General features: G+C 70.0%; 24 protein-coding genes and 1 tRNA gene. 14 read left to right on the forward strand and 11 right to left on the reverse strand.

The genetic code is table 11. The annotated features are described in order from the left end of the window. The first annotated feature begins 40 nt into the window (after window positions 1–40). Genes JAP66_RS07195 through JAP66_RS07205 form a run of 3 tightly spaced genes read left to right on the forward strand, consistent with a single transcriptional unit; the run spans window position 41 to window position 2636 of the window. Window positions 41–508: a hypothetical protein gene (locus tag JAP66_RS07195; protein WP_199430813.1), complete on the forward strand. Its 468-nt coding sequence runs from the start codon at window positions 41–43 to the stop codon at window positions 506–508. A 2-nt stretch (window positions 509–510) separates the two neighbouring features. Continuing rightward, the gene (locus JAP66_RS07200) at window positions 511–1092 is read left to right on the forward strand and encodes a DUF3558 family protein (protein WP_199430814.1); all 582 of its coding nucleotides are present in this window, start codon (window positions 511–513) and stop codon (window positions 1090–1092) included. Between the two features lie 5 nt (window positions 1093–1097). After that, window positions 1098–2636, forward strand: coding sequence for a hypothetical protein (locus JAP66_RS07205; RefSeq protein ID WP_199430815.1), 1539 nt, complete (start codon window positions 1098–1100; stop codon window positions 2634–2636). Between the two features lie 42 nt (window positions 2637–2678). Here the strand turns inward: JAP66_RS07205 and glfT1 are convergent, their stop codons facing one another. The 3 genes from glfT1 to wzm are packed head-to-tail and all read right to left on the reverse strand — an operon-like array spanning window position 2679 to window position 5343. Further along, complete coding sequence (glfT1, locus tag JAP66_RS07210; RefSeq protein WP_199430816.1) at window positions 2679–3587, reverse strand: galactofuranosyltransferase GlfT1; 909 nt, start codon at window positions 3585–3587, stop codon at window positions 2679–2681. A 1-nt stretch (window position 3588) separates the two neighbouring features. Continuing rightward, complete coding sequence (gene wzt / locus JAP66_RS07215) at window positions 3589–4404, reverse strand: galactan export ABC transporter ATP-binding subunit Wzt/RfbE (RefSeq protein ID WP_199430817.1); 816 nt, start codon at window positions 4402–4404, stop codon at window positions 3589–3591. Window positions 4405–4410: 6 nt separating this feature from the next. Further along, on the reverse strand, window positions 4411–5343 hold the full coding sequence (gene wzm, locus JAP66_RS07220) for a galactan export ABC transporter permease subunit Wzm/RfbD (RefSeq protein WP_199430818.1): 933 nt from the start codon (window positions 5341–5343) through the stop codon (window positions 4411–4413). A 129-nt stretch (window positions 5344–5472) separates the two neighbouring features. Between wzm and JAP66_RS07225 the strand changes: the two genes are divergently transcribed. Genes JAP66_RS07225 through pseI form a run of 4 tightly spaced genes read left to right on the forward strand, consistent with a single transcriptional unit; the run spans window position 5473 to window position 8161 of the window. After that, window positions 5473–6102, forward strand: a complete 630-nt coding sequence (locus JAP66_RS07225) for a glycosyltransferase family 29 protein (RefSeq protein ID WP_199431114.1) — start codon at window positions 5473–5475, stop codon at window positions 6100–6102. A gap of 29 nt (window positions 6103–6131) precedes the next feature. Continuing rightward, a complete protein-coding gene (locus tag JAP66_RS07230) occupies window positions 6132–6599 on the forward strand; it encodes a hypothetical protein (protein WP_199430819.1) in 468 nt (155 codons plus the stop codon). 3 nt (window positions 6600–6602) lie between these two features. Beyond that, window positions 6603–7103 carry a GNAT family N-acetyltransferase gene (locus JAP66_RS07235; RefSeq protein ID WP_199430820.1) on the forward strand — a complete coding sequence of 167 codons (501 nt, stop codon included), beginning with the start codon at window positions 6603–6605 and terminating at the stop codon, window positions 7101–7103. Further along, complete coding sequence (gene pseI / locus JAP66_RS07240; protein WP_199430821.1) at window positions 7100–8161, forward strand: pseudaminic acid synthase; 1062 nt, start codon at window positions 7100–7102, stop codon at window positions 8159–8161. The genes JAP66_RS07235 and pseI overlap by 4 nt, the downstream gene beginning before the upstream one ends. 41 nt (window positions 8162–8202) lie before the next feature. On the opposite strand, the gene JAP66_RS07245 is transcribed toward pseI, so the two are convergent. Both JAP66_RS07245 and pseB read right to left on the reverse strand, forming a co-directional pair. Then, a complete protein-coding gene (locus tag JAP66_RS07245; protein ID WP_199430822.1) occupies window positions 8203–9339 on the reverse strand; it encodes a DegT/DnrJ/EryC1/StrS family aminotransferase in 1137 nt (378 codons plus the stop codon). Further along, complete coding sequence (gene pseB, locus JAP66_RS07250) at window positions 9332–10315, reverse strand: UDP-N-acetylglucosamine 4,6-dehydratase (inverting) (RefSeq protein WP_199430823.1); 984 nt, start codon at window positions 10313–10315, stop codon at window positions 9332–9334. Before pseB ends, JAP66_RS07245 begins: the two co-directional genes overlap by 8 nt. Before the next feature lie 40 nt (window positions 10316–10355). Between pseB and JAP66_RS07255 the strand changes: the two genes are divergently transcribed. The 3 genes from JAP66_RS07255 (at window position 10356) to JAP66_RS07265 (ending at window position 13930) form a co-directional block, all read left to right on the forward strand. Then, window positions 10356–11102, forward strand: coding sequence for a cytidylyltransferase domain-containing protein (locus JAP66_RS07255; RefSeq protein WP_199430824.1), 747 nt, complete (start codon window positions 10356–10358; stop codon window positions 11100–11102). Then, window positions 11099–12073: a spore coat protein gene (locus JAP66_RS07260; protein WP_199430825.1), complete on the forward strand. Its 975-nt coding sequence runs from the start codon at window positions 11099–11101 to the stop codon at window positions 12071–12073. Before JAP66_RS07255 ends, JAP66_RS07260 begins: the two co-directional genes overlap by 4 nt. An 876-nt stretch (window positions 12074–12949) precedes the next feature. Then, a complete protein-coding gene (locus JAP66_RS07265; RefSeq protein WP_199430826.1) occupies window positions 12950–13930 on the forward strand; it encodes a DUF8728 domain-containing protein in 981 nt (326 codons plus the stop codon). Here JAP66_RS07265 and JAP66_RS07270 read toward each other — a convergent pair. Beyond that, complete coding sequence (locus JAP66_RS07270) at window positions 13927–14496, reverse strand: bacterial proteasome activator family protein (protein WP_199430827.1); 570 nt, start codon at window positions 14494–14496, stop codon at window positions 13927–13929. The two genes, JAP66_RS07265 and JAP66_RS07270, sit on opposite strands and share 4 nt — an antisense overlap. A gap of 165 nt (window positions 14497–14661) precedes the next feature. Between JAP66_RS07270 and JAP66_RS07275 the strand changes: the two genes are divergently transcribed. Continuing rightward, entirely contained in the window at window positions 14662–15861 is a 1200-nt protein-coding gene (locus JAP66_RS07275) for a cysteine desulfurase-like protein (protein WP_199430828.1), read from the forward strand. A 57-nt stretch (window positions 15862–15918) separates the two neighbouring features. Here JAP66_RS07275 and JAP66_RS07280 read toward each other — a convergent pair whose 3' ends face one another. Then, entirely contained in the window at window positions 15919–16893 is a 975-nt protein-coding gene (locus tag JAP66_RS07280) for an NAD(P)H-quinone oxidoreductase (RefSeq protein WP_199430829.1), read from the reverse strand. A gap of 121 nt (window positions 16894–17014) precedes the next feature. On the opposite strand from JAP66_RS07280, the gene JAP66_RS07285 reads away from it, so the two are divergent. The 3 genes from JAP66_RS07285 (at window position 17015) to JAP66_RS07295 (ending at window position 19676) form a co-directional block, all read left to right on the forward strand. After that, a complete protein-coding gene (locus JAP66_RS07285; RefSeq protein ID WP_199430830.1) occupies window positions 17015–18547 on the forward strand; it encodes a M28 family metallopeptidase in 1533 nt (510 codons plus the stop codon). Window positions 18548–19094: 547 nt separating this feature from the next. Then, complete coding sequence (locus tag JAP66_RS07290; RefSeq protein WP_199430831.1) at window positions 19095–19571, forward strand: MarR family winged helix-turn-helix transcriptional regulator; 477 nt, start codon at window positions 19095–19097, stop codon at window positions 19569–19571. A 20-nt stretch (window positions 19572–19591) separates the two neighbouring features. After that, a tRNA-Ser gene (locus tag JAP66_RS07295) sits at window positions 19592–19676 on the forward strand. Between the two features lie 81 nt (window positions 19677–19757). Here the strand turns inward: JAP66_RS07295 and JAP66_RS07300 are convergent. The 4 genes from JAP66_RS07300 to JAP66_RS07315 form a co-directional block, all read right to left on the reverse strand. Continuing rightward, window positions 19758–21014: a tyrosine-type recombinase/integrase gene (locus JAP66_RS07300; RefSeq protein ID WP_199430832.1), complete on the reverse strand. Its 1257-nt coding sequence runs from the start codon at window positions 21012–21014 to the stop codon at window positions 19758–19760. An 8-nt stretch (window positions 21015–21022) separates the two neighbouring features. Beyond that, the gene (locus JAP66_RS07305; protein WP_199430833.1) at window positions 21023–21313 is read right to left on the reverse strand and encodes an excisionase family DNA-binding protein; all 291 of its coding nucleotides are present in this window, start codon (window positions 21311–21313) and stop codon (window positions 21023–21025) included. Between the two features lie 164 nt (window positions 21314–21477). Further along, window positions 21478–22896, reverse strand: coding sequence for a DUF3631 domain-containing protein (locus JAP66_RS07310; RefSeq protein WP_199430834.1), 1419 nt, complete (start codon window positions 22894–22896; stop codon window positions 21478–21480). Beyond that, window positions 22896–23765 (reverse strand): bifunctional DNA primase/polymerase, encoded by an 870-nt coding sequence (locus JAP66_RS07315; protein WP_199430835.1) that lies wholly within the window; start codon window positions 23763–23765, stop codon window positions 22896–22898. Before JAP66_RS07315 ends, JAP66_RS07310 begins: the two co-directional genes overlap by 1 nt. Window positions 23766–24170: the final 405 nt, after the last annotated feature.

Here is a 24170-nt window from a genome sequence, read left to right on the forward strand (position 1 = left end):
AAACTGCCCACCGGATGACAGGCGAGGATGTGGGGTAGCGATGCCATTCGTACCGGACTCGGGGGCCGCTGGCGCGGGTGCCGGCGCGGCCGTCGGCGCGGGCATTGGGCAGCTCATGCCCGCCATGAGCAAGCAGGCGATCGCGGCGACGGCGGCGGAGACGCGGAAGCTCGTCGAGGCGGCGAAGTCGGGCGGCTTCCGGATCAGCGAAGAAGGTATGAAGCCGTTGCGCGACGCCGTCATGAAGATGCAGGGGCAACTCGACGAACTCGGTTACACGATCGACGCGCTCGAACACGAGCCCAAACTGGGCAGCCACGACTACGGGCGCGAGGTGGCCGCACACGACCAGAAGGCCGCGAACGCGGGTGCCGGATCGGCGACGGCGGTGGTGGACCAGTTCCGGCAGGTTCTCCGCGACGCGGACGAGGCACTGCAACGGGCGGCGGGGATCTACCAGGAGAACGAGGGAAACACGGCGGGCAACATCGGGTCGGTGCAGATCTGATCATGCGAACGCACCTGATCCGGGGCGCACTGCTACTGCCTGCCGCCCTCGCCCTCGTCACCGCCGGCGCGTGTTCCGATGCCGAGCCCGGTGCGGCCGCGCCTGCCACGAGCGCCCCGGCCGACGGCGGTGAGTCCGTGCCGAACACGGCTCCGAGCTCGCCCGGGGATGCGGCGGCGCCGACGGCTTCGCTGGACCCGTGCACGCTGCTGGAGGCCGGGGAACTGGCGGAGTTCGCCACGTTCAAGACCGGCGAACAGAAGGACATCGCTTCGGCCAGGGCGTGCGTCTGGCTACCTGAACGCGAAGGCGGAGAGAGCCTGCCGACGATCGGTCTCAACGTACGGGACAGCCAGGGCATCGACAGTGTCAACGACACGGGGCAGGGCACGACCGCCGGCGAGCTCGAGGGCAGCGGCCGCAAGGCCGTCCAGGCTCCCACCACCGGAGGCTGCACGCTGGCGCTGGCCGTGGGTGAGACTTCCCGGGTCGACGTCCAGGTCTCCGGCGTGGACACCGATCAGGCTTGTGACATCGCCGGCAAGGTCGCCGATGTCGTCGATCCAAGACTTCCCGAGGGGTGAGCGAGATGAGCAGTCCTGATGCGACGCCGCCGCGAGAGCTGAGCGACGAGGAGTTCCTGTCGCTGTCACCGTCCGACCGCCAGGACTACCTCATGGCGCGCGCCGAAGCCGGTGTCGACAACACGGGTTTCATCGGCCTGCTGCAGCGGGCGGTGGCGCGCTCCGGCGCCGACGCGCGAGCGGACCAGGTCGGTCAGGAACGCGTGCAGGAACTGTCGTCGAGCGGAATCGAACGGCAGGAGGGCCTGAACCCGTCCAACGCCGACTACCAGGGCCACGATCACGCATCGCTCACCCGGTACGTCACCGAGGATCTCGAGCCGGCACAGGTGACTGAGGCGTCGGACGCCTACCACAAGCTGCACCTGGCTTTCGAGGAGTTCTCCAAGGAGCTGAGCTCCGCGGTCTCCAGGTCGAGGAACGAGTGGGAGGGCGACGCGGCGAACAGCGCGCACGGCTACTTCTCGAGCCTGACCACGTGGGCCGACGGGAACTCGCAGAACGCGCAGCTCGCCTCCGAGGTCATGTTCCAGCAGGCGGAGGCGGGTAGCACCGTCAAGAACAGGATGCCGGAAGAGATCCCGTTCAACTGGGAAACCGAGATGAAGAAGTGGGGGAGCAACCCACTCGACATCGTCGACAACATCAACAACACGATGGAGACCCATCGGGCGAGCCAGGAGGCGCACGCCCAGGCCGCCAGCGTGATGACCCAGTACGACAACGACCTCTACACCGCGGCGTCCAAGCAGCCGGTGTTCGCCGAGCCGCCGAAGTTCGGCGAGGGCGACGGCCGGGCCGGGATAGTCGGCGGCCCGATGCCCGGTCCTGCGGCGCCGGCAGGCAACGGCGGTACCGACGCCTCGGGGTACGTCGGCGGCGGCGTTCCCGGCGGCTCGGTTCCGGGTGGCGGCGGTAGCGGGTCGATACCTGGTGGCGTCGGGTCCGTTCCGGGAGGTGGCGGGTCCGTTCCCGGTGGTGGCGGGTCCGGCGGAGTCGCTCCGGTACCGACGCCGTTGCCCGCAGGCCGCGGAACCGGGTCCGGCTCGCTGCCCGGCGACAGTGGCACGCGTCCCTCCGGATACCGCCCGCCGACCACCGGCGTGCCGCGCGGTTCGTCGCCCGGCGGCCAAGGGCCCATGGGAATGGGCGCCATGCCGATGGGCGGGATGGCCGCCGCGGGCGGCGCCGGCGGTGGCAGTGGCGGTGACTACAGCAGCAAGATGGGCCGTGGGATGGGCGGCTTCGGCCCCGGCGGCAGCGCCGGAGCGGGGGGCGCGGGCACGCCCGGCGCCGGAACGGGTTCGGGCGCGGCCAAACCGGGTGGCGTCGGCGGTGTCGGCCCCGGTGCGGCCGGTGGTGCCGGTGCGGCGGCCGCCGCAGGTCGCGGTGGCATGGGCGCCGGAATGGGCGGCGCAGGCCGCGGTGGGGCCCAGGGTGGTGGCGACGAGGAGCACCAGCGTCCCACCTACCTCGTCGAGGGCGATCCCGACGAGGTCTTCGGCACCGACCAGCGCACCGCGCCGCCGGTCATCGGGGAGTAGCGCGCTCGGCCTCCACCCTCGCCGAACGGCCGGGGTGGAGGCTCAGTAGCGGTAGAATCGCTCCTTGCGGCCCTGCCGGACGAGTCGCAGCCAGCGCACGAACGCCTTCGGGTCGCGCTTGACGCCGACGAAGTACAGGCCGAAGCGCAGCACCTCCAGTGCGCCGATCTTGCGCATGCCCGGCTGGGACAGCAGGTAGCCGCGGTTGCGGTAGGTGTAGTACCGCTTGACCTCGTTCTCCGGGTCCTGCGCGTGAAACCGGCCGCCGAGCATGGGCTTGAACTCGTCGGACCCGTTCGGATGCAGGTAGGCCGTCTTCAGCGACGTGCCGAACGGCAGGCCGGAACGGACCAGCCGCCGGTGCAGCTCCACCTCGTCACCGCGGAAGAACAGCCGCAGGTCCGGCACGCCGGTCACCTCCAGCGTGGACGCCCGGAACAGGGCGCCGTTCATCAGCGAGGCGATACCGGGCAGGAAGTCGGTGCCCAGCTCGGCCGACGAGCGTTTCCAGGTCAGCCCGCGGCGCAGCGGGAACGCCAGTTTGTCCGGATCGTCGATGTTGGCGACCACGGGAGAGACCTCGGCCAGCCCGCGCCGCTGCGCCTCCTCCAGCAGCACCGCGAGCACGTTCTCGTCGGCCGGCCGCCCGTCGTCGTCGGCGAGCCAGACCCACTCGGCGCCAAGCGCCAGCGCGTGCAGCATGCCCAGTGCGAACCCGCCCGCGCCGCCGAGGTTGCGGTGCGACGGGAGGTAGGTGAACGGCAGCGGAAACGCCTCGACGACGTCCCTGGCAGGCTGGTCCGGGCCGTTGTCGACCACGACGAGGTGGTCGACGGGATGCGTCTGCGTCCCGATGATCTTCAGCGAGTCGGCGAGCAGGTCCCGCCGGTGCCGGGTGACCACCACGGCCACCACGGAGTTCTCGCCCAGCGGTGCCCGCTCGTTGCTCATGTCATTCGCCGCCCTTGACCGACACCGGACGTTCGATCCCGAGCCGTGCGGCGGTCTCGGGGCTGATGTTCTGGAACGGGTCCTTGCCCTTGTACGCCTTGAGCACGTCCCGCAGCGAGCCTTGCATCCTCATGTGGCCCTCGTCCATCCAGATCGCCGAGGTGCACAGTTCGAGGAGCAGGTCGTCCTGGTGCGAGGCGAAGACCAGCAGGCCCGAGCGGCGCACCAGGTCCACGAGGCGGTCCCTGGCCTTGTTGAGGAACCGGGAGTCCACCGCGCCGATGCCCTCGTCGAGCAGGAGGATCTCCGGGTCGATCGACGTCACCACGCCCAGCGCCAGCCGCACCCGCATACCGGTGGAGTACGTGCGCAGCGGCATTGAGAGGTAGTCGCCGAGCTCGGTGAAGTCGGCGATGTCGTCGACCCGCTTCTCCATCTGCTTGCGCGTCATCCCCAGGTAGAGGCCCCGGATCATGATGTTCTCGTAGCCGGAGATCTCCTGGTCCATGCCGACACCGAGGTCGAAGACCGGGGCGACGCGGCCCTGGATCTTCGCCGAGCCGCGGGTCGGCTCGTAGATGCCCGAGAGCAGGCGGAGCAGGGTCGACTTGCCCGCACCGTTGTGCCCGACCAGGCCGACCCGGTCGCCGGCGTGCACGGAGACCGTGATGTCGTGCAGCGCCTCGATCACCGGCACCTTGCTGTCGGTGCCGATCTTGCCGCCGACCTTGCCGAGCACCTTCTTCTTCAGCGAACGGCTCTTCGCGTCGAAGATCGGGAAGTCGACGGAGGCGTTCCACACTTCAATGCTGGTCATCAGTTCTCACACCCAATAGGACACGCGGGACCGGTAGTTGCGCAGTACCACCAGTGCCAGGCTCCAGCCGACGACGGCGATCCCGGCGACGATCACCCAGTGGTGCCAGCTCTGCTCGTTGCCGATCAGCGGCGCGCGCACGATCTGCAGGAAGTGGTACAGCGGGTTCAGCTCCACGACCCACAGGTCGCGCCAGCCCGCCGACTCGCCGAACTTGGACTTGAGGATGTCCGTGGTCCACACGATCGGCGTCATGAAGAACATCAGGTTGATGAGGCTCGTGATGACCTGCGGGATGTCCCGGAACCGGGTGGACACGATGCCGAGGAGCAGGATCACCCAGCCGGCGTTCAGCGCGAGCATCGCGAAGCCGGGGATGGCGAGCAGCGCGCTCCAGCCGAGGCCGGGCTGCGGAATACCGGCGTCAGTGAGGACGTAGCCGGATTTCGTGAGGCTGCCCCAGAAGATCGTGACCACGATGAAGTAGATGATCATGTTGTGGGCGAACAGGATCGTCTGGCGCCACAGGGTGCGCAGCACGTAGACCGAGAGCGGCGCGGGCAGGTGCTTGATGAGCCCCTCGTTCGCAATGAACGTGTTGGTGCCCTCGGTCAGGCTGCCCAGCATGAACTGCCAGACGATGAAGCCCGTGGTGATGTAGGGCAGGAACGTCCCGATCGACGCGTCGAACAGCTGCGAGTAGAGCAGGCCGAGCCCGAGGGCGGTGACGCCCATGCTCAGGGTGATCCACAGCGGGCCGAGGACGGAGCGACGGTAGCGCTGCTTGATGTCCTGCCAGCCGAGGTGGCTCCACAGCTCGCGCTGCGTGAAGCCGTCTCTCAGGTCGGCGAAGGCGCGTTCCCAGGAACGGCGGTCCGGGGTTGGCTTGGCTGTCGCGGCGGACTCGTCCGCGGCATCAACGGTGCTTGTGGCGTGCACGGGAACGAGGGTACTGGCGGCCGATCCCGCCGCTTCCGCGCGTCCGGTTAACCGGTGACGCGGACGGTGACCTGGGCAGCCCTGATAACTTCCACCGCTATGGATTCTGATGTCCTGGCGCCGAGCCTGATGGTGAGTCTCCTGCAGGCTTACGCCGACCGGCCCGATCCGCGGGCCGTTGCGGTCGTCGGCAACCAGCCGCTGCCGCCGGATGAGCAGCGAGCCAAGGCGGTCGACGCCTGTGACCTCGTCATCCGGGTGAACGGCTTCGTGCGCGACGACCCCGGCGCGCCGCCGACGGTGGGCAGCAGGACCCATGTCGTCGTGTTCAACCGGGCACTGCGAGCGACCAGGTACGTCTTCGAGCACTACCGCTCGCGGCTGTACCTGATGGTCGAGCCGGGCAGGCTGCACTGGGAGCCGGAGCCGATCCCGGAGTGGTGGCCCGCGGACCTCGGCCTCGTGCCCGTGTCCAACCGCGAGGTGACGCTGCCGCTGTCGGAGGCGATGGGACTGCCCTCCCGCGAGGCCGCGACCTGGGCCACGACCGGCACCATGGCCGCCTGGATCGCGCGGACCTCGTTCCCGGACGCCGACCTGGTGCTCACCGGGTTCTCCTTCATCGACGATCCGCATCAGACGTCCTGGGAGCACGCCGCAGGCGATTCGTGCAAGGTGGGACCCGAGCACCAGATCGCCGCCGAGGGCAGGCTGCTGGACTCCTGGACGAAGACCGGCAAGACCAAGCTGCTCCGCTAACCCCCGGCACGGACCCGAAGGAACGTTCAATGACGTCAGCCAACCCGTTCAGACTTCTCCGCGAGGGCGCCGCGGCGAGACTCGCCCGGCTCGTGGACTTCCGCATCGACGACCGTGTCGCGGGCCACGTCCGGCGTATCGACGAGCAGGGCGAGCGCCTCGCGGAGCAGCAGCGCTGCACGGCGGAGCATCGCCGCAGGCTGGACGAGCTCCAGAAGCGGCTTGACAAGCTGAACCAGGACCTGCACTGGACGGCAGGCGAGGTGAAGCGGCTGATCCCGGCCGTCGCCGCGCAGGAGGGCGAGCTGGAGACACTGCGCGAGAAGATCGCGCTGACGCCGCCCGCCGACAAGCCGGAGCTGGCCGAGGCGAGGTCGCTGATCGAGGAGGTGCAGCGGCAGCACGCCCGGATCCGCGTGCGTCTCACGGGCATCGCCCGCTACGAGGACCGGCTGCGCAAGCTGGAGGAGCGGGCCGGCGCCACCGCCGGGGACTGAGCGGTGCTCCGTCCCGCCACCGAGGCCGACCTGGAGTCGATCCGGCGCTGGCGCAACCATCCGAAGGTCCGCCGGGCGAGCTTCACCACCCACGAGATCGGGCCGGAGGAGCATCGAGCCTGGTGGAACGCCGTCTCCGGCGACCCGGCCCGGCGGGTGCTGGTGTACGAGCGGGCGGGTGAGCCTGCCGGTGTCGTCGTCTTCACCGGCATCGGTTCCGAGCTGGTCGAGTGGAGCAAGTACGTCGACGTGGCCGGTCTCGGCGACCAGCGGGCCGCGGCATGGGCCGATCTCGAACACGAGGCCATCGCGTACGCCTTCGACGTGCTCGGCGCCCCCCGGATCGGAGCGGCCACGCTGGCGGCCAATACGCCGGTGCTGAGCCTGCACGAGCAGGTCGGCTTCACCGAGGTGCGCCGCTTCACCCGCGAGGTCGACGGGCAACCGCGCGAGGTCGTGTGGAACGAGCTGAGCGCAGCCGACTGGAAGGGAGGCGGAGCATGACGGCGCCCCGCCCGCAGGTGCGCTTCGGCGCACACCACATCGGCCCCGATCACCGGCCGTTCGTGATCGCCGAGATGTCCGGCAACCACAACGGCGACCTCGACCGCGCGCTCGCCATCGTGGACGCGGTGGCCGACAGCGGCGCGCAGGCGCTGAAGTTGCAGACCTACCGCGCCGACACGATCACCATCGACGTGGACACCCCGGAGTTCCGGATCACCAACCCCGACTCGCTCTGGGACGGCGAGAACCTCTACGCGCTCTACGACCGGGCACACACCCCGTGGGAGTGGCACGAGCCGATCTTCCGCCGGGCCCGCGAGCGCGGGCTCGAAGCGTTCTCCAGCCCGTTCGACCCGACCGCGGTGGACCTGCTGGAGTCGCTGGACGCCCCCGGCTACAAGATCGCCTCTTCCGAGATCGTGGACCTGCCGCTGATCGAGCTGTGCGCGCGCACCGGCAAGCCGCTGATCATCTCCACCGGCAAGGCGACGATCGCCGAGATCGACGCGGCCGTGCGGACCGCCCGCGAGGCGGGCAACGACCAGCTCGTCGTGCTCGGCTGCACCGCCTCCTACCCGGCCCCGGCGCGGGACAGCAACCTCCGTGCCCTGCCCGTGCTGGCGCAGGCGTTCGGCGCCGTGGTGGGGCTCTCCGACCACACGATGGGCATCGGCGTGCCGCTCGCGGCGGTCGCGCTGGGCGCGTGTGCCGTCGAGAAGCACGTGACGCTGTCCCGGGACGACGGCGGGGTGGACTCGGCGTTCTCCCTCGAGCCGCACGAGCTGGCCGCCCTGGTGACCGAGAGCGGGCGCGCCTGGGAGGCGCTGGGGGAGCCGAGCATCGGTCCTCGCGAGAGCGAACGGGGTGGCCTGCGGATCCGCCGCTCGCTCTACGTCGTGGAGGATGTGCGGGCCGGTGACCTGGTGACCGAGCGCAACGTGCGCTCGATCCGGCCTGCGGGCGGCCTGCCGCCCGCGGACATCGGGAAGGTGCTCGGCCGTACCTTCCGCACCGACGCGGCGAAGGGCACCCCGCTCAGCTGGGACCTCGTCTGACGCTCGTGAGTGCCTACCCGAGTTCTAACTCTGGTAGGCACTCACGAGCCGAAGAACGCCCGGATCTCCTCGATCACCCGGTCGACGTCGGCGTCGGTGAGGTCCGGGAACAGGGGCAGCGACAGCTGCTCGCGATAGAACCCCTCGGCGGCAGGGCAGAGGCCACGCCGGTACCCCAGGTCCTCGAACACCGGATGCCAGTACGCCGGGATGTAGTTGACCTGCACGCCGATCCCGGCGCCGCGCAGATGCTCGTACAGCGCGCGCCGCCGGCCGTCGAGCACCCGCAGCGCGTACAGGTGCCACATCACCTCGGCACCGGGGCGGGTCACCGGCGTGCGCACCTCGGCGACGTCGGCGAGGCCCCCGTCGTAGCGGGCGTGGATCTCCGCCCGCCGCCGCCCGAACTCCCCCAGCCGCCGCAGCTGGCTGCTGCCCAGCGCGCAGAGCACGTCGGGCAGCCGGTAGTTCAGCCCGAACTCGTGCACCTCCTGGTGCCAGGCGCCCTCGTCCGGGTGGCGCTGCGCGGCGCGGTCCCGGACCAGCCCGTGGTTGCGGAACGCCCGTGCCCGCTCCAGCAGCGGGCCGGCCGGCGTCACCACCGCCCCGCCCTCGGCGGTCGTCAGGTTCTTCGTCGGGAAGAACGAGAACGTCGTCAGGTCCGCCATGGAGCCGACCGGCCGCCCTTGCCAGGAGCCACCGACCGAGTGGGCGGCGTCCTCCAGCAGGAGCGCACCGGAGGAGTCCGCGACCGCGCGGAGCTCGTCCAGCTCGGCGGGGTGGCCCGCGTAGTCGACCGCCGCGACGACCTTGGTCCGCTCGGTCAGTGCCGCCCGTGCGGCGGCGGGAGCCAGGTTGCCGGTGTCGGGCTCGACGTCGGCGAACACGACCTCGGCGCCCTGCAGCGCGGCGGTCGCCGCGGTGGCCACGAACGTCATCGGGCTTACCACGACCTCGTCACCGGGGCCGACACCGGCCGCCGCGTAGGCCACGTGCAGCGCGGCGGTGCCGGAGGTCACCGCGACGGCCGGGTTGCCGCCGGTGTGCCCGGCGAGGTCCGCCTCGAACCGCGTCACCGCAGGTCCGGTGGTCAGCCAGTCGCCCCGCAGCACCTCGGTGACGGCCGCGATGTCCTCTTCGGTGACCGACTGCCGGCCGTACGGGAGAAACTCACCCATACTGTGCGATCAGCTCCTGCAACTGGTCCGTGTCCAGCCACAGGTCGTTCGAGTCGGAGCGGTAGGCGAAGCCCTCCGGCACCGGCAGGCCCTCGGCGGGCGGCTCGTAGCCCCAGCCCGCGATGTGCGGCTGCACGACGTAGCGGTCGGCGAGCTGCAGGGTCCGGCGCGAGTCGTCGGGCGCGATCATCTCCTCGTGCAGCTTCTCGCCGGGGCGCACCCCGACCTCGTGCATCGGGCTGCCCGGCGCGACTGCCTGGGCCAGGTCCACCAGCCGCATGCTGGGAATCCGCGGTACGTACAGCTCGCCGCCGTTCATCAGGTCGAACGAGTCCACGACGAACCGCACCGCCTGCGGCAGCGTGATCCAGAAGCGGGTCATCTCCTTGTGCGTGATCGGCAGTGACTCGCCCCGGTCGGCCAGGGAGCGGAAGAACGGGATCACGCTGCCGCGCGAGCCCATCACGTTGCCGTAGCGGACGACCGAGAACCTCGTCGGATGCGTCGCGGCGTAGTGGTTCGCGCTGATGAACATCCGGTCGGCGCACAGCTTGGTGGCGCCGTAGAGGTTGATCGGGCTGGACGCCTTGTCCGTCGACAGCGCGACGACCTTCCGCACGCCGGTCTCGATCGCGGCCTCGATGACGTGCTGCGAGCCGACGACGTTGGTCTGCACGAACTCGAACGGGTTGTACTCCCCGGTGTCCACCTGCTTCAGCGCCGCCGCGTGCACGACGTAGTCCACCCCGTGCATCGCGCGCTCCAGCCTGCGGCGGTCTCGCACGTCACCGATGAACCACCGCAGCCGCGGGTCGTCGCCGAACAGCTGGCGTGCCTCGTACTGCTTGAGCTCGTCCCGCGACAGCACCACGAGCCGCCGCGGGCCGAGCTCGGCCAGGGCATGGGTGATGAACGCCTTGCCGAAGGAACCAGTTCCCCCGGTGAGCAGGATGCTCGAGCCCTCGAGCTCGGCCATCGATAACCTCCGCACTTGGACGTCGACGTCGCAGGCCATCATGTCACTCATGGCCGAGTCACCTGTCGTGAGCGCCGTCATTCAGGCGCGCTCCTCCTCCACCCGGCTGCCGGGCAAGGTACTGCGCCCGCTGGCCGGCCGTAGCGTGCTCGGCTGGGTCGTCCGTGCCGCCGCCGCGACACCCGGCATCGACCGGGTCGTGGTCGCGACCTCCGAGTCACCGGACGACGACGCGGTGGTCGAGGAGGCGCTGCGCCGTGGCGCGGAGGTGGTGCGCGGGCCGCTCGACGACGTGCTCGCGCGGTACCTGCTTGCGTGCGAGCGGTACCCGGCCGACGCGGTGGTGCGGCTCACCGCCGACTGTCCGCTGCACGATCCGGAGCTGCTCGGGCAGATCGTGGCCCTGTGGCGGGCGCAGCCACACCTCGACTACGTCAGCACCACGCTCGTGCGGACGCTGCCGCGGGGGTTCGACGCCGAGCTGGTGCGCGCGCCGGTGCTTTTCGAGCAGGGTCGCGAGCCGGCAGGCCCGCATCGCGAGCACGTCACCCCGCGCATCAAGAACCAGCCCGACCGCTACACCTGCTCGGGCGTGGTCGTCGCCCCGGCGGCCGACGACCTGCGCGTGACCCTGGACACGGAGGCGGACTGGGCGGTGCTGGAAGGCGTCGTGGCGCGGCTCGGGGACGCGGCGCCCCGGTGGCGCGACGTCGTGACGCTGCTGCGGTCCCGTCCTGACCTGGTGGCCCTCAACGCACACGTGGAGCAGCGGAAGGTCGGCCGGTGACGCGGTTGCTGCTGCGGGCCGACGCGTCGGGCACGATCGGCATCGGGCATCTCGCCAGGGTCGTCGCGTTCGCCGAGGAGGCCGCAGGCCGGGGCTGGGAGACGGCGGTGTCCGGCACGCTCGGCGACGCGGGCTGGTTCGCCGACCGGCTGGACGAGCTCGGTGTCCGCCGCCTGCCCCCGGCCGACGAGACCGGGCTCGGCGAGCTGGCCGCCGATGCCGATGCCGTCCTCGTCGACCACTACGGCCTCGGCCAGGTGCGCGCCCAGGTCAACGCCGCGGGTGCGGTGCTGGTGTCCATGGAGGGCAGGACGTTCGGCAGGCGGGCGGCCGACATCGTGGTCGATGCCGGTCTGCACGGCGAACAGCGACCGGCCGACGGCTCACCGGTGGTGCTCGCCGGGCCCCGCTACGCGCCGATCCGGCGTGCGGTGGTCCGGGCGCGGGAGCAGCGGAACCCGCAGGGCGACCCGCCGCGCGTGGTCGTCGTCCTCGGCGGGGGCACGGTGTGGCGGGACACGGTGACCCGCCTGCTGTGCGCGTTGCGCGACACCGGGCGGCCCTTCGTCGCCGACGTACTCGCCCACGGTGACCCGGAGATCCCGGATCCCGCACCGGGCCAGCGGTTCGTGCCGGCGAAGCCCGGCACCGACCTGCCGCGCAGGCTCGCCGAGGCCGACCTCGCCGTGAGCGCGGCCGGGGTCACCCTGCTGGAGCTGTGCTGCATCGGGGTGCCCGCGGCGCTCGTGCGACTCGTGGACAACCAGGCCGCCGGGTACCGCGCGGCGATCGAACGCGGGTTCGCCGCCGGGCTCGGCACTGCCGGGGCGCTTGAGGACGCCACCCCGGTGCTGGCTCGCCTGCTCGCGGACCGCCCGGCACGGGAGCGCATGGCGGCGGCGGCCGCGGCCGCCGTGGACGGCCGGGGTGCCGCCCGCGTGCTGGACGTTCTGGAAGGATCCCTTCGATGACCACTACGGCGACGGCGCCGGCGCCCCGGCTGCCGCGGCTCCGGCTCGGCACGGTGGCTCCGCTCGCGGGGCTCGCGTTGGTCTTCGTGGTGGGTTGCTGGGCGGCGTGGTCGTTCACGGTGGATGACGCGTATATCACGTTCCGGTACAGCGCGAATCTGGCGGCGGGGCATGGGCCGGTGTGGAACGTGGCCGGTGATCCGGTGGAGGGGTTCACGAATTTCGGGTGGATGGTGTGGCTGGCGCCGTTCGCGGCGCTGGGGCTGGAGCTGGCGTTCGTGGCGAAGGTGACGTCCTTCCTCCTCGGCGCCGCGATCATCGGCATGCTGCTGCACCACGCCAACCGCACCGCGGGCCGCGGCCCGGCCGTCGTCGCCGGTGCCTGCTTCGTGCTCTTCCTGCCGATGTACTTCCACGTCACCGCCGGGCTGGAGACCGTGGCGTTCGCGGCCGTGGTGCTGCGGGTGGCGATCGTCGGGCTGAACGTGGTGCGGGGTCGGCCGGTGCGGGACTGGGAGCCGCCGCTGTTGCTGCTGGTCGCGGGGCTGCTCCGGCCGGAAGGCGTGCTGGCCGCCCTGCCGGTTTTCGCGGTGTGGCTGTGGCGCGAGCGCAGGCGGGCGGCGGCGCTGTTGTGGACGGGCCTGTTCGTCGCCGTGGGGCTGGCGTACTTCGGGTGGCGCTGGGCGTTCTACGGCCAGCCGCTGCCCAACACCTTCTACATCAAGTTCGGGAACCTGGACGCTGGCCTGGTGTGGGTCGAACAGACGGCGGCGGTGTTGGCGCCGCTGTTGCTGCTGACGGCCGTGCTGGTGTTCCGGCGGGGCACGCGGGCCGCGGGTCTGCTGTTGCTGGCGACGGTGGCGTTCACCTACGGNCGTGGTCGGCTACTGGTTCTGGCAGGCACGGGGGCGGTGGGTACCGCGCCTGTGGGCCGGTATGGCCGCTGCCGCGGGGCTGGCGTACTTCGGGTGGCGCTGGGCGTTCTACGGTCAACTGCTACCGAACACCTTCTACGTGAAGTTCGGCAACCTCGACGCCGGATACGCCTGGCTGGAGGAGACGGTGGCGGTCTTCGCACCGCTGCTGTTGCTGACGGCTGTGCTGGTGTTCCGGCGGGGCACGCGGGCCGCGGGTCTGCTGTTGCTGGCGACGGTGGCGTTCACCTACGGCACCTATGCGGTGTCGGGGCCGACGATGGACTACGTGCACCGCTTCGCCTTCCACGCCTTCCCGGTGCTCTGCCTCGGCGCGGGGCTGGGCGCGGCCGCGCTGGACCGCCGCTGGCTCAAGGTGTCGGCGGCCGCGCTGACCGTCGCCTGGACCGGCCTCGCCGGACTTCTGCACACGGGCCTGCCGGTCGTCGCCAACTACGGGCATGACCTGCACCGCGCGCACGTCCCGATCGGCGAGGGTCTCGCCGCGGCCGAGGTGCCCGCGGAGTCCCGAACGCTGGCGGTCAGCGACGCGGGCGCGATCCCGTACTTCAGCGGGTGGGAGACGATCGACTACATCGGGCTGAACGACGAGGCCATCGCGCACGGCGCCGACCCGACCGACGTGGTGCGCGAGGCGAACCCCACGGTGATCGTCGTGACCGCGGCCGGACCGCGGATCCCACCGGTCGTCTACGGCATGCGGGTCGGCGAGGCGACGGCAGGCTACGTCCACGTGGCCCAGGCCCGGATGCGGGAGAACTACTGGCAGCACGTCTTCGCGCTGCCGGAGTGGGCACCCCAGGTGGGAACGGCGGTGACGACGAGCGTCGAGCGGGCGCAGCGGACCTACGACCCCGGCCGGTACGGGCTCACCTTCGACCGCTGGCTGGACCGCCTGCGCGGCCAGCTGCCGGGGACCTAGAGGTACTGGCCGGTGTTGCCGATGCCGGGCGCGGGCTGCTCGCCGCCACCCGTACCCGGTGGCAGGCCGCGCCGCATGTGCTCTAGCTGCACGCGGGCCGCCATCTGCTGGGCGAACAGCGCCGTCTGGATGCCGTGGAACAGGCCCTCCAGCCACCCGACGAGCTGAGCCTGCGCGATCCGCAGCTCCGCGTCCGACGGTGTGGTGTCCTCCGTGAACGGCGCGACCAGCCGCTCCAGCTCGTCCTGCAGCTCCGGCGCGAGCGCCTGCTCCAGCTCCTTGATCGAGGTCTCGTGGATCTCCCGGAGGCGGTTGCGGCTGGCGTCGTCCAGCGGTGCCGCACGGACCTCTTCGAGCAGCTGCTTGATCATCGTGCCGATCCGCATGACCTTCGCCGGCTCTTCGACCATGTCGCCGACGGTCTCGTTCTTCTCCGCCTCCTCGCTCGGCGCGATCCGCGCCGTGCCGACCGGGGAGCCGTCGGGGCCGACGACCACCACGTGGTGTGATTGTTCGCCCTCACGGTTACCGGCTGTGTTGGAATTGGGGGAATTCGGCTCGGTCATGTGCTCCATCCTGGCCTATTTTCGAACTGACTCGCAGCGTCGAGTTGCCCGTTCTCCGCGTGCACCGCTCGATTCCGACACAGGGTAGCGGGAACGGTCGCTGGGCGTGTTCACCAGGCCAACCCCGAACGCACAGCACAAGTCCACCTCCGTACGGTGTCTCCCATGGCATTCGACGTCGCTCGGATACGCGGGTTGTTTCCCGCGCTGGGTGATGGCTGGATTCACTTCGACGGCGCCGCCGGAATGCTCGTACCCGAACAGGTCGCGTCGGCCGTTTCCACGGCGATGCGTGCACCGGTTTCCGGGCCGGGTGGCGCGTTTCCGGCCTCCCAGCGCGCGGAGAGCATCGTGGCCGCCGCCAGGCGCGCGGTGGCGGACCTGGTCGGCGGTGAGCCGGAGGGCGTCGTACTCGGCCCGAGTGCGTCGGTGCTGCTGAGCAGGCTCGTGGACGCCCTCTCCGACCGGTGGACGCTCGGCGACGAGGTCGTGGTGTCCCGGCTCGACGAGCCGGCCAACCTGGCGCCCTGGCAGCGGGCGGCCAAGCGGGTCGGGGCGAACGTCCGGTGGGGCGAGATCGACATCGAGACCTGCGAGCTGCCGGCGTGGCAGTACGAGAACCTGGTGTCGGCCAGGACCAAGGCGGTGTCCGTCACGTGCGCGTCCGGTTCGGTCGGCACGCGACCCGATGTGGCCACCATTGTCGAGTTCGCCAACCGGGTCGGCGCGACCGTGGTCGTGGACGCGACGTACGCGGCGCCGTTCGTGCCGCTGGACCTGAACGCGCTGGGTGCCGACGTGGTGGTGGTGTCGGCGCAGTCGTGGGGCGGCCCCGCCGTCGGCGCTCTCGTCTTCCGTGACCCGGAGATGCTGGAACGGCTGTCGTCGGCGTCGCTGGAGCCGAACGCGCGCGGCCCGGCCCGGCTGGAGCTGGGGCCGCATGCCTACCCGCTGCTCGCCGGGCTGATCGCCTCGGTCGACTACCTGGCCGGCCTGGACGACGCGGCCACCGGCTCGCGCCGGGAGCGGCTGGTCACCTCGCTCGGTTCGGCGAAGTCCTACCACGCCGGCCTGCTCGCGCAGCTGTCCACGGAGCTGCGCTCACTGCGGCACGTGATGGTCATCGGCGACGCGATGCGGCGAATCCCGGCGCTCGCGTTCACCATCGCCGACCGCAAGGCACCCGAGGTCGCCGAGTACCTGGCGTCGCAGGGACTGTGCGCGTTCGCCGACGAGGGCGCGAGCGGGGTTTTCGCCTCGCTCGGGGTGGGCGAGGTCGGCGGCGCGGTGCGCATCGGCCTCGCGCATTACTCGAACGTGTTCGAGATCAACCAGCTCATCCGCGTGCTCGAAGAGCTCGGCTAGGCGACCCGGCCCTCGTGAGTGCGCACACGAGTTCTAACTCGTGTCGGCACTCACGAGTCAGCGGGCGGCCAGCAGGAGCTTGCCGAACACGCCGCCTTCCTCCAGCCTGCGGTGGGCATCGGCGGCCTTGGCGAGCGAGACGACCTGGTCGATGACCGGCCGTACCGATCCGCGCTCGACGAGCGGCCACAACTCCTCGCGCACGGCGGCCACGATCCGGCCCTTCTCCTCGACCGGTCGGCCCCGCAGCCCGGTCGCCGCGACGCTGGCGCGCTTGCCGAGCAGCTTGCCCAGGTTGAGCTCACCCTTCACGCCGCCCTGCATCCCGATCACCACCAGCCTGCCGCCGGTGGCGAGCGCGTCGACGTTCTTGCCCAGGTACTTGGCGCCCATGTTGTCCAGGATGACGTCGGCGCCGCCGGTCTCCCGCCGCAGCTCCTCGACGAAGTCCTGCTCGCGGTAGTTGATCACGATGTCGGCGCCGAGCTGGCGGCACCTTTCGAGCCGCTCCGCCGAGCCCGCGGTGACCGCCACCGTCGCGCCGAGTGCCTTGGCCACCTGGATGGCGTGCGTGCCGATGCCTCCGGCGCCGCCGTGCACGAGCAGCAGGTCGCCCTCGGCCAGCCCGGCGTGCATGACGACGTTCGACCACACCGTGCACGCGACCTCGGGCAACCCGGCCGCGGCGATCAGCTCGACCTCTCCCGGCACCGGCAGCAGCTGCACCGCGGGCACGACGACCTTCTCCGCGTAGCCGCCGCCGGCCAGCAGCGCGCACACCTCGTCGCCTTCCCGCCAGCCCTCGACGTCCGGGCCCAGCCCGGCGACGGTGCCGGAGCACTCCAGGCCGAGAATCTCGCTGGCGCCCGCGGGCGGCGGGTACTTGCCCTGCCGTTGCAGCAGGTCCGCACGGTTCACCGCGCTCGCGGTGACGTCGATGAGCACCTCACCGGTGCCGGGTACGGGGTCGGGCACTTCGGTCCATTCGAGGTTCTCCGGGCCGCCCGGCTCGCGGATCATGATCGCGCGCATGAGGCGACTGTATGCCACCGCGCAAGAGCTGCCCCGGGCGATACCTACGAACGGACCTTGACCAAGCGGGGCGAAACGAACAAAGGTGACCGTCTCTCTCTCACGAAGGGGAAACGTGCCTATGTCATCCCTCAGACGGAAGCTTGTACCCGGCGTCGCGATCGCGGCGTGTGCGGGACTGGCGCTGACCACGGCTCCGGCCGTTGCCGCACAGCCCGACCCCGGCGACAAGCTCGCCCGGAAGCTGGTGAAGAAGGTCGACGTCGGTAACACCAACCGGCATCTCATCGCGATGCAGCGGATCGCCGACTCCAGCGGCGGCGATCGCGCGGCGAGCAGCGAAGGTTACAACCGCTCGGCCGAGTACGTCGCGAACAAGCTCGAGGCCGCTGGCTACGACATCACGCGCCAGGAGTTCCCGTTCGTCTACACCGAGACGCTGGCCGAGCGTCTCGAAGTGGGCGGCGAAGACGTTCCGATCATCATCATGAGCTACAGCCCGTCCACCCCGGAGGGCGGCATCACCGCGCCACTGGCCGTGATCGAGCCGGACGAGACCCCCGGTTGCGAGGTCGCCGACTTCGGCGACGTGACCGGAGAGATCGCGCTCATCCAGCGTGGCGCCTGCACGTTCGCGCAGAAACAGCAGTCGGCCGCCGAGGCCGGTGCCGTCGGCGCGATCGTCTACAACAATGTCGACGGCCCGGTCAACGGCACTCTCGGTGACCCGGACGCCGGTGTGATCCCGACCGGCGGCATCTCGAAGGCGGCCGGCGAGCAGCTGGTCGCGGAAGACGGCACGACGACGACCCTGGAGTTGCGGGCTCTGGAGGAGGAGCGCACCACTTACAACGTCATCGCGGAGACCAAGACGGGCCGCGACGACAACGTCGTGATGGCCGGGGCGCACCTCGACAGCGTCACCGAGGGAGCGGGAATCAACGACAACGGCACCGGCTCGGCCGCGCTGCTGGAGACCGCGCTGCAGCTCGGCGGCAGCCCGAAGGTCAACAACACCGTGCGGTTCGCCTGGTGGGGTGCGGAGGAGTTCGGCCTGGTCGGCTCGACGCACTACGTCAACTCGCTGTCGTTCGAGCAGCAGCTCGACATCGCGCTGTACCTGAACTTCGACATGATCGGCTCGCCGAACGCCGGGTACTTCGTCTACGACGGTGACGACTCCGACGGCGTCGGCGCGGGTGAGGGCCCGTACGGCTCGGCGCAGATCGAACAGCGGTTCGTCGACTACCTCGAGAACCGTGCGGGCGTGCCGACGGAGGGCACGGACTTCACCGGCCGTTCGGACTACGGCGAGTTCATCGAGGTCGGTATCCCCGCCGGTGGCCTGTTCACCGGCGCTGAGGTGGTCAAGACGGAGGAGCAGGCCGCCAAGTGGGGCGGTGAGGCGGGTATCTCCTACGACCCGTGTTACCACCAGGCCTGCGACAACCTCGGCAACGTCGATCGCGTGGCGCTGGACCGCAACAGTGATGCGATGGCGTGGGTGACCGCGCAGTACGCCATGAGCACCGAGGACGTCAACGGTGTGGCGCCGCAGGCGAGGAAGGACAGGGCGAAGCTGGCGCAGCAGCGCTCCGCGCAGCGGACGCTGATGGCCTCGGTGGACGAGCACCACCACGGCGACGCCGCCTGACGAAACTGCCATGAACGACCCGTTACTGGCACTTTTTTGCCAGTAACGGGTCGTTCATGGCAAAGGGTGTTGAAAAAGCCCGGGTGCGGGCTGCCGGAACAGCACCGCACCCGGGTCTACCGAGGTTGTCCAGTTATCGGCGGTCGGCCGCGTATCGGGCCGGCGAGGAGCGCTGCGGCACGGTCATCGAGGCCGCGCCGAGACAGGCTCGAGACGCCGTCATGCGCGAGAAAACGCTTGAACACCCGCGCTGCTCACAGTCGCGGCCGGGTTGGAACCATGCCACCCCAGCCGTGGGTACACAGCGGGCGGTCAACCGCAAGCAAACCATTCGTCACGGCATCACCTGACCCTTCCCGGCGAATGACCGAACCGGTACTCCGGGGCGGAGTTCCGAAGCTCAGCCGAACTCCTCCGTCACCTTCAGGATGCGCCTTTCGAGGCCGAGTCACAACCATCTCGTAACCCACCATCCGGTGAAGTCGGGCCTCCGCCACATACAGCACCACGTGAGCCCGCCCGGGCGAAGCGGCCTACTCTGCGGGGCATGAGCGAGAACCCCGGCGAAGTGCGCTGGTTGTCCGATACGGAGATGCTCGCCTGGCGCTCCTACATCGTCTCGACGCTCCGGCTGCGACAACGACTGCACCGCGAGCTCGTCGAGAGCCGCGACGTCTCGCTGATCGACTACGAGGTGCTGGTGTGCCTGTCGTCGGCGGAGGACAACCGGCTGCGCATGACCGAGCTCGCCAGCATGCTCGGCTCGACGAAGAGCCGGTTGTCGCACCAGGTCGGCCGCATGGAGCTCGCCGGATACGTCCGGCGCGGCAGGGACCCGGAGGACAAGCGAGGCGTCACCACCGAACTGACCGAGAAGGGCGCCGCGCTGCTCACCACGTCCGCGCCGACCCACGTCCGAGGCGTCCGCGAACATCTGATCGACCTGCTCACGTCCGAGGAGCAGGTGATGATGGGCACGGCGTTCTCCCGGGTGCTCGCACACCTGGCGGACCTCGACGACTGAGGCGTTACCCTGATCGGCAGGGAAGCGTGGCAGAGCGGCCGAATGCACTCGCCTTGAAAGCGAGCGTCCCGCGAGGGACCGGGGGTTCAAATCCCTCCGCTTCCGCGTCTGTGACCAGGGCGAACCGTCGAGCGTGGTACTCGAACCACATAGCGACGGTTTGCCCTGGTCTCATTCTTGGTCTCATTAGCTCGCGATCGGCGGCTCCTCTGGCCGGTCCTTGCCCTCCGCTTGCTCCCACAGATGGCTCCCGACCTGATCGGCGATGGAGCGCCTGACTTCATCCGTCACGTGCTGGTAGCGGGCAGCCATGCTGGCGTTGGACCAACCCATGACATCCATCGTCGCGCGCTGGTTGATGCCCAGCTCCAGAAGAACGGTCGCCGCTGTGTGCCGAGCGTCGTGCAGCCGTGCATCCCGCACACCGGCAGCTTCCAGGAGTCGCTTCCAGTGGAACTGATCGGTGCGTGCGTTGAGCTTCCTGCCGAGCGGGTCAGCGAAGATCCAGCCTTCGTCCTGCCAGAGCTCTTGCGCGGTGGCTCGCTCGATTTCCTGCTCTTCGCGGTGCCGCTGCAGCTCGGCTGCCAGCGGAGTCGGTAGTCCGATTGTCCGTTTGCTCGCCTTCGACTTCGTGTCCTTGGTGTCCTTCCTGGTGTTGATGCGAGCGGGGCAGTGCCCGGCGTGCTTCCTCCCGCACTCCGTCTTGCAGCCGTGCTTGTACTTCGGTCGCAGTCGAGACCTCCGCACTCGCAGAGTTTGTTCCTCGAAATCGAGGTCACCCCATTGCAACCCAAGTGCTTCTCCTTGGCGGAGTCCAAGTGCGATCGCGACGATCCAACGGGTCGAGTTCCGATCCTTGCGTGCCGCTGTGAACAGCGAGCGGACTTCATCCTTGGTGAGTGGCTCCACTTCTTCCTCGTCCGGCGTGGGAGTCTTGGCGATCGTTGCTACGTTCTTGGTCACGAAGTCTCGGTTCTTCGCCTCGTTGAGTGCAGCTCTCACCGTTCGATGAACCCCGTGAACAGTGCCCTTCTTCGCTCCTTCGGCGAGCATCCTTCGGTAGAGGCTTTCCAGGTGGTTGGGAGCAAGCTTATTCAGTTTGTGCGCGCCGACCCCGCGCTTGAGGTGCTTCACTGCGTAGAAGTAGGCGTCCCATCCGTTCTCAGTCGTCGTCATGACGGCGATGTTGTGCAGCCAGTGGTCGAGCCACTGTTCTACGGTCCACTTCGTGCCCGCTTCCTGAACAGTTCCGGCGTCTCGCATCTTCTCCAGATCGCGGACCTTGCGCACAACGTCCGGTCGTTCCTTGGCGCTGACGTGGCGACGATCGGGCTTGCCGTTGTCCTTGACTCCGACAGTTACGCGACCGTGGTAGCGCCCGTCAGTGCCGAGATAGATTGACGACTCTCCGTTGGAGTTTCGTCCTTGCTTGGTGCGCGGCATTTCGTCTCCTAAGCGACGTTCTGCGCTGCGCAAATGCGAGCGGCGTAGGTGTCGACTGCCTCGCGCGGAACACGGCGGAGGCGGTGAATCTGGACTGTGGCGATCTCCCGGGTCTTAATCAGCTCGTACATGAGCGTTCGGCCGACGCCGAGGTACTCGGCGGCTTCTTCAACGGTCAGTAGCGCTCGTCCAGGTTTCGCCCGTGCCGGTTCAGGACACTCGGACTCTTGCGAGGCGAGGGCTTCGGCGAGCTTGGCGAGGTTCGCGGCGAGTTCGGCGATTTGGTGTGCGGTAGCCATGCGGGTGTGGTCCCCTCGGTCGCGGTGCGGCGGCTGGCGGGTACGGGCATGGGTCGGGCTCCGTTCGTTGGCTGGCTGGTGTGTGCCGCGACTTCCGCGACTGGCGCGACTTGCCTGGTCAGGGTGGTCGCGGTTGGTCGCGTGGTCGCGCTTGTATCCGCGACCTACGCGGCTCTGCTCGGTCGCGAGGGCGGGTCGGTCGCGCTTGTATCCGCGACCGCGCTTGTATCCGCGACCGGTGTGACCTGCGTGGTCGCGGAAGTCGCGGCAGTCGCGCCAGCAGGCAGGTAGCGGCTCCACGCGTCGGCGAGGCCGCCGTCGCCGTCGAGGCGGTAGCCCTTGCGGGCGGTGGTGTCGCCGGGTTGTTTGATGTCGCGGGACTTGACGCCGTACTTGGCGAGCAGACTGCCCAGCCTGCGGGCGTCGAGTGGCTTGCCTTGTAGCTCGGCCCAGGGTGCTTCGTCCAGCTCGCAGAGCGCGGCGAGCATGTCGGCGGTGCTCATGCGGTCGGTGTCGCGGGTGGTGAACAGCTCGCGCAGGTCGGCGAGCAGGCGGATGCCGAGGCTGTTGGGTTGGGTGGCGGCGTGGGCAACGAAATGCGAGCAGGCGGCGCGAGCGGTGGAGGGCCAATGGCCACCTGCTTCGTCGGCGAGGGCGAGTAGGGGTTCCCAGATTTCGGCGGCGCGGTCGGTGACTCCGTCGGGCATGTCAGGCAGCGCGTCGGCGAGCCGGGCGCTGATCGAGGCGACCCAGGCGGCGAGGGTTTCGCGCACCGGTGTGGCTTGGCGGGCGACGTGGCGTTCCTTGAACGGCTCCACGGTTTCGTCGGGGCGGCGGCGTTTCATGTGCACGGTGATGGCGCGGGTGGTGATGGTGGCGGGCATGTGCCCGGCGATCCCGGCGAGCACGGCGGGCGCGTACACGGGGAACCGTTCGACCTTCATGGCGCGGGCGTCGCCGACGCAGCGGGCGATGGTGGCGGTGCGCTTGTACCCAGCGTTGAGCAACGCCCGCAGGTCTTCGTAGTTGCCTCCCGCCTTGGGGTTGAAGATCGCGTCGACCTCATCGAACAGGATCGTGATGGGCCCGTCGGTGACCATGCGAAACAGCGCCGCCGTGGTCACCGAGATCGTCATCTCCGGGGCACACACCAGGTGTTGCGCTACTTCCAGGACGCGGGTCTTGCCGCTGCCGGGCTCGGCCGAATCCAGGATCAACCTCGGGGTGACGTAGAACGACTCGGCGGCGTGCGTGTGGGCGTACCACAGCGCCAATGTCGGTACGCAGTGCTCGCTCGGGAACACGTTGAATCGCGCGATGAACGCGGCCACCTGGTCGAGTACCTCATGCCCGGGCCGGTCGACGGCCCCGGGCGGCGGGCCGAGCCAGGCCAGCGACCGCACGGGCGCGGCCTCGGGCACGTCCCGGTCGGGTGCCCGGCCGCCGTCGTCGGCAGTGGCGTGGCCGGCCTGCTCGGTGTGCCACAGTCCTTGGCAGACCTCGGTGCAGAAGTCGGGAGAGGGTGAGGCGCCCAGCTCGGACCCGCACACGACGCACCGGCCGGGCGTGGTGTCGGTACTCATCAGGCGGCGTCCTTCCTGCCGTGCCCGCGTGGATGCCGGGCACCGGCCGCGAGTCCGGCGTCGGTGACGCGGGCGGTTTCGGTGGGTGTGCAGTCGCAGTCGGCCGACACGAGTGCGGTGGCGGCGTCGAGCAGCGCGGAGCGGGTGGGCGTGTGCTCCAGCAGTCCGGCGCCGATGAGTTGGCCGAGGTTGAACGCGGCACTGGCGAGGGTGGCGTTGTGTTGCCCCCTGGCTGCCTCGCTCACGCGCTGGCATTCGCCGCGCAGCGCGGCGGCGGCGTAGCCGGTGCGCCGCTCTACGGTGATCTCACGGGGCGCTGAGATGGCCGCTGCGGGCCTGACGGCCAGTGCCTGGACTAACCAGGCCGGGAGTTCGGCGGGCTCGGTGTCGTCGGCGAGTTCGTAGCCGCCGCTCGGCAGGATCGAGCCGGGGGCGACGACGTAGCCGCCCTCGGCGCGGGTGTCGACGCGCGGCGCGAGGTGGCTGGCGGTGTTGCGCAGGTGCACCCCTTCTGGTGCGCGGTAGTAGCGGTGGGTGCCGCCGGACGGTGTGGTGACGGTGTAGGTGGGTGCCAGCTCGACGCCGCGTGCGGCGGCCAGCTCGGCGAGCGCGACGGCGCCGTCGTGGCCTGCCTCGCCTTCCTCGAGGGTGTCGAGGTCGAGTACGACCAGGCCGGAGGGTCCGGTGGCGAGTCCGATGTTGTAGCCGCCGGTGGCCCAGCAGCGAGCGATGCGGTCGGTGTCGGTGGTCGCGCGGGTCTCCCACTGGGACACGGCGGGCCGCTTGCTGCCCGGCTTGAGCGGGAACACGCGCCAGCCCTGCCCGGCGAGGTAGAGGGCCCAGTCTTGAAGTGCGTTGCTGCTACCCATTGCGGGCGGTCCTTCCAGTCGATGTGCTTCGGTGGTTGGGGGCTGCCGGGCCGCGCGGAGTCGGTGTCGGCGCACGGCCCGGCAGCGGTCGAGGGGGCGGCTACTGTCGGTCCTTGCGTCCCATTCCGGGTCCCTCCGGTTGTGACGGTGAGTAGCTGAATGTGGGTGTGTGGTGCCGTGGCGAGAGCCGCGCGGGCATCTCGTCGAGGGCGGGTGTGTGGGTTAGCTCGGTGGGTTAGCTGGCCGGTTTCGGGTTAGGTTCCTAACTCCCGGCGTGAGTTCGGTGCGCTGACCTGCTGACCTGCGTGGAGTTAGCCAGTGAGCCGAGTGAGGTCCGGCCCGGAACGGGCCTCGCGAGCCCCGCAGGACGCGGGTTGCGCCGCGCGGGCCGGACCTCACTCGCAC

It is taken from the genome of Qaidamihabitans albus (assembly GCF_016464705.1).
GTDB lineage: Bacteria > Actinomycetota > Actinomycetes > Mycobacteriales > Pseudonocardiaceae > Qaidamihabitans > Qaidamihabitans albus.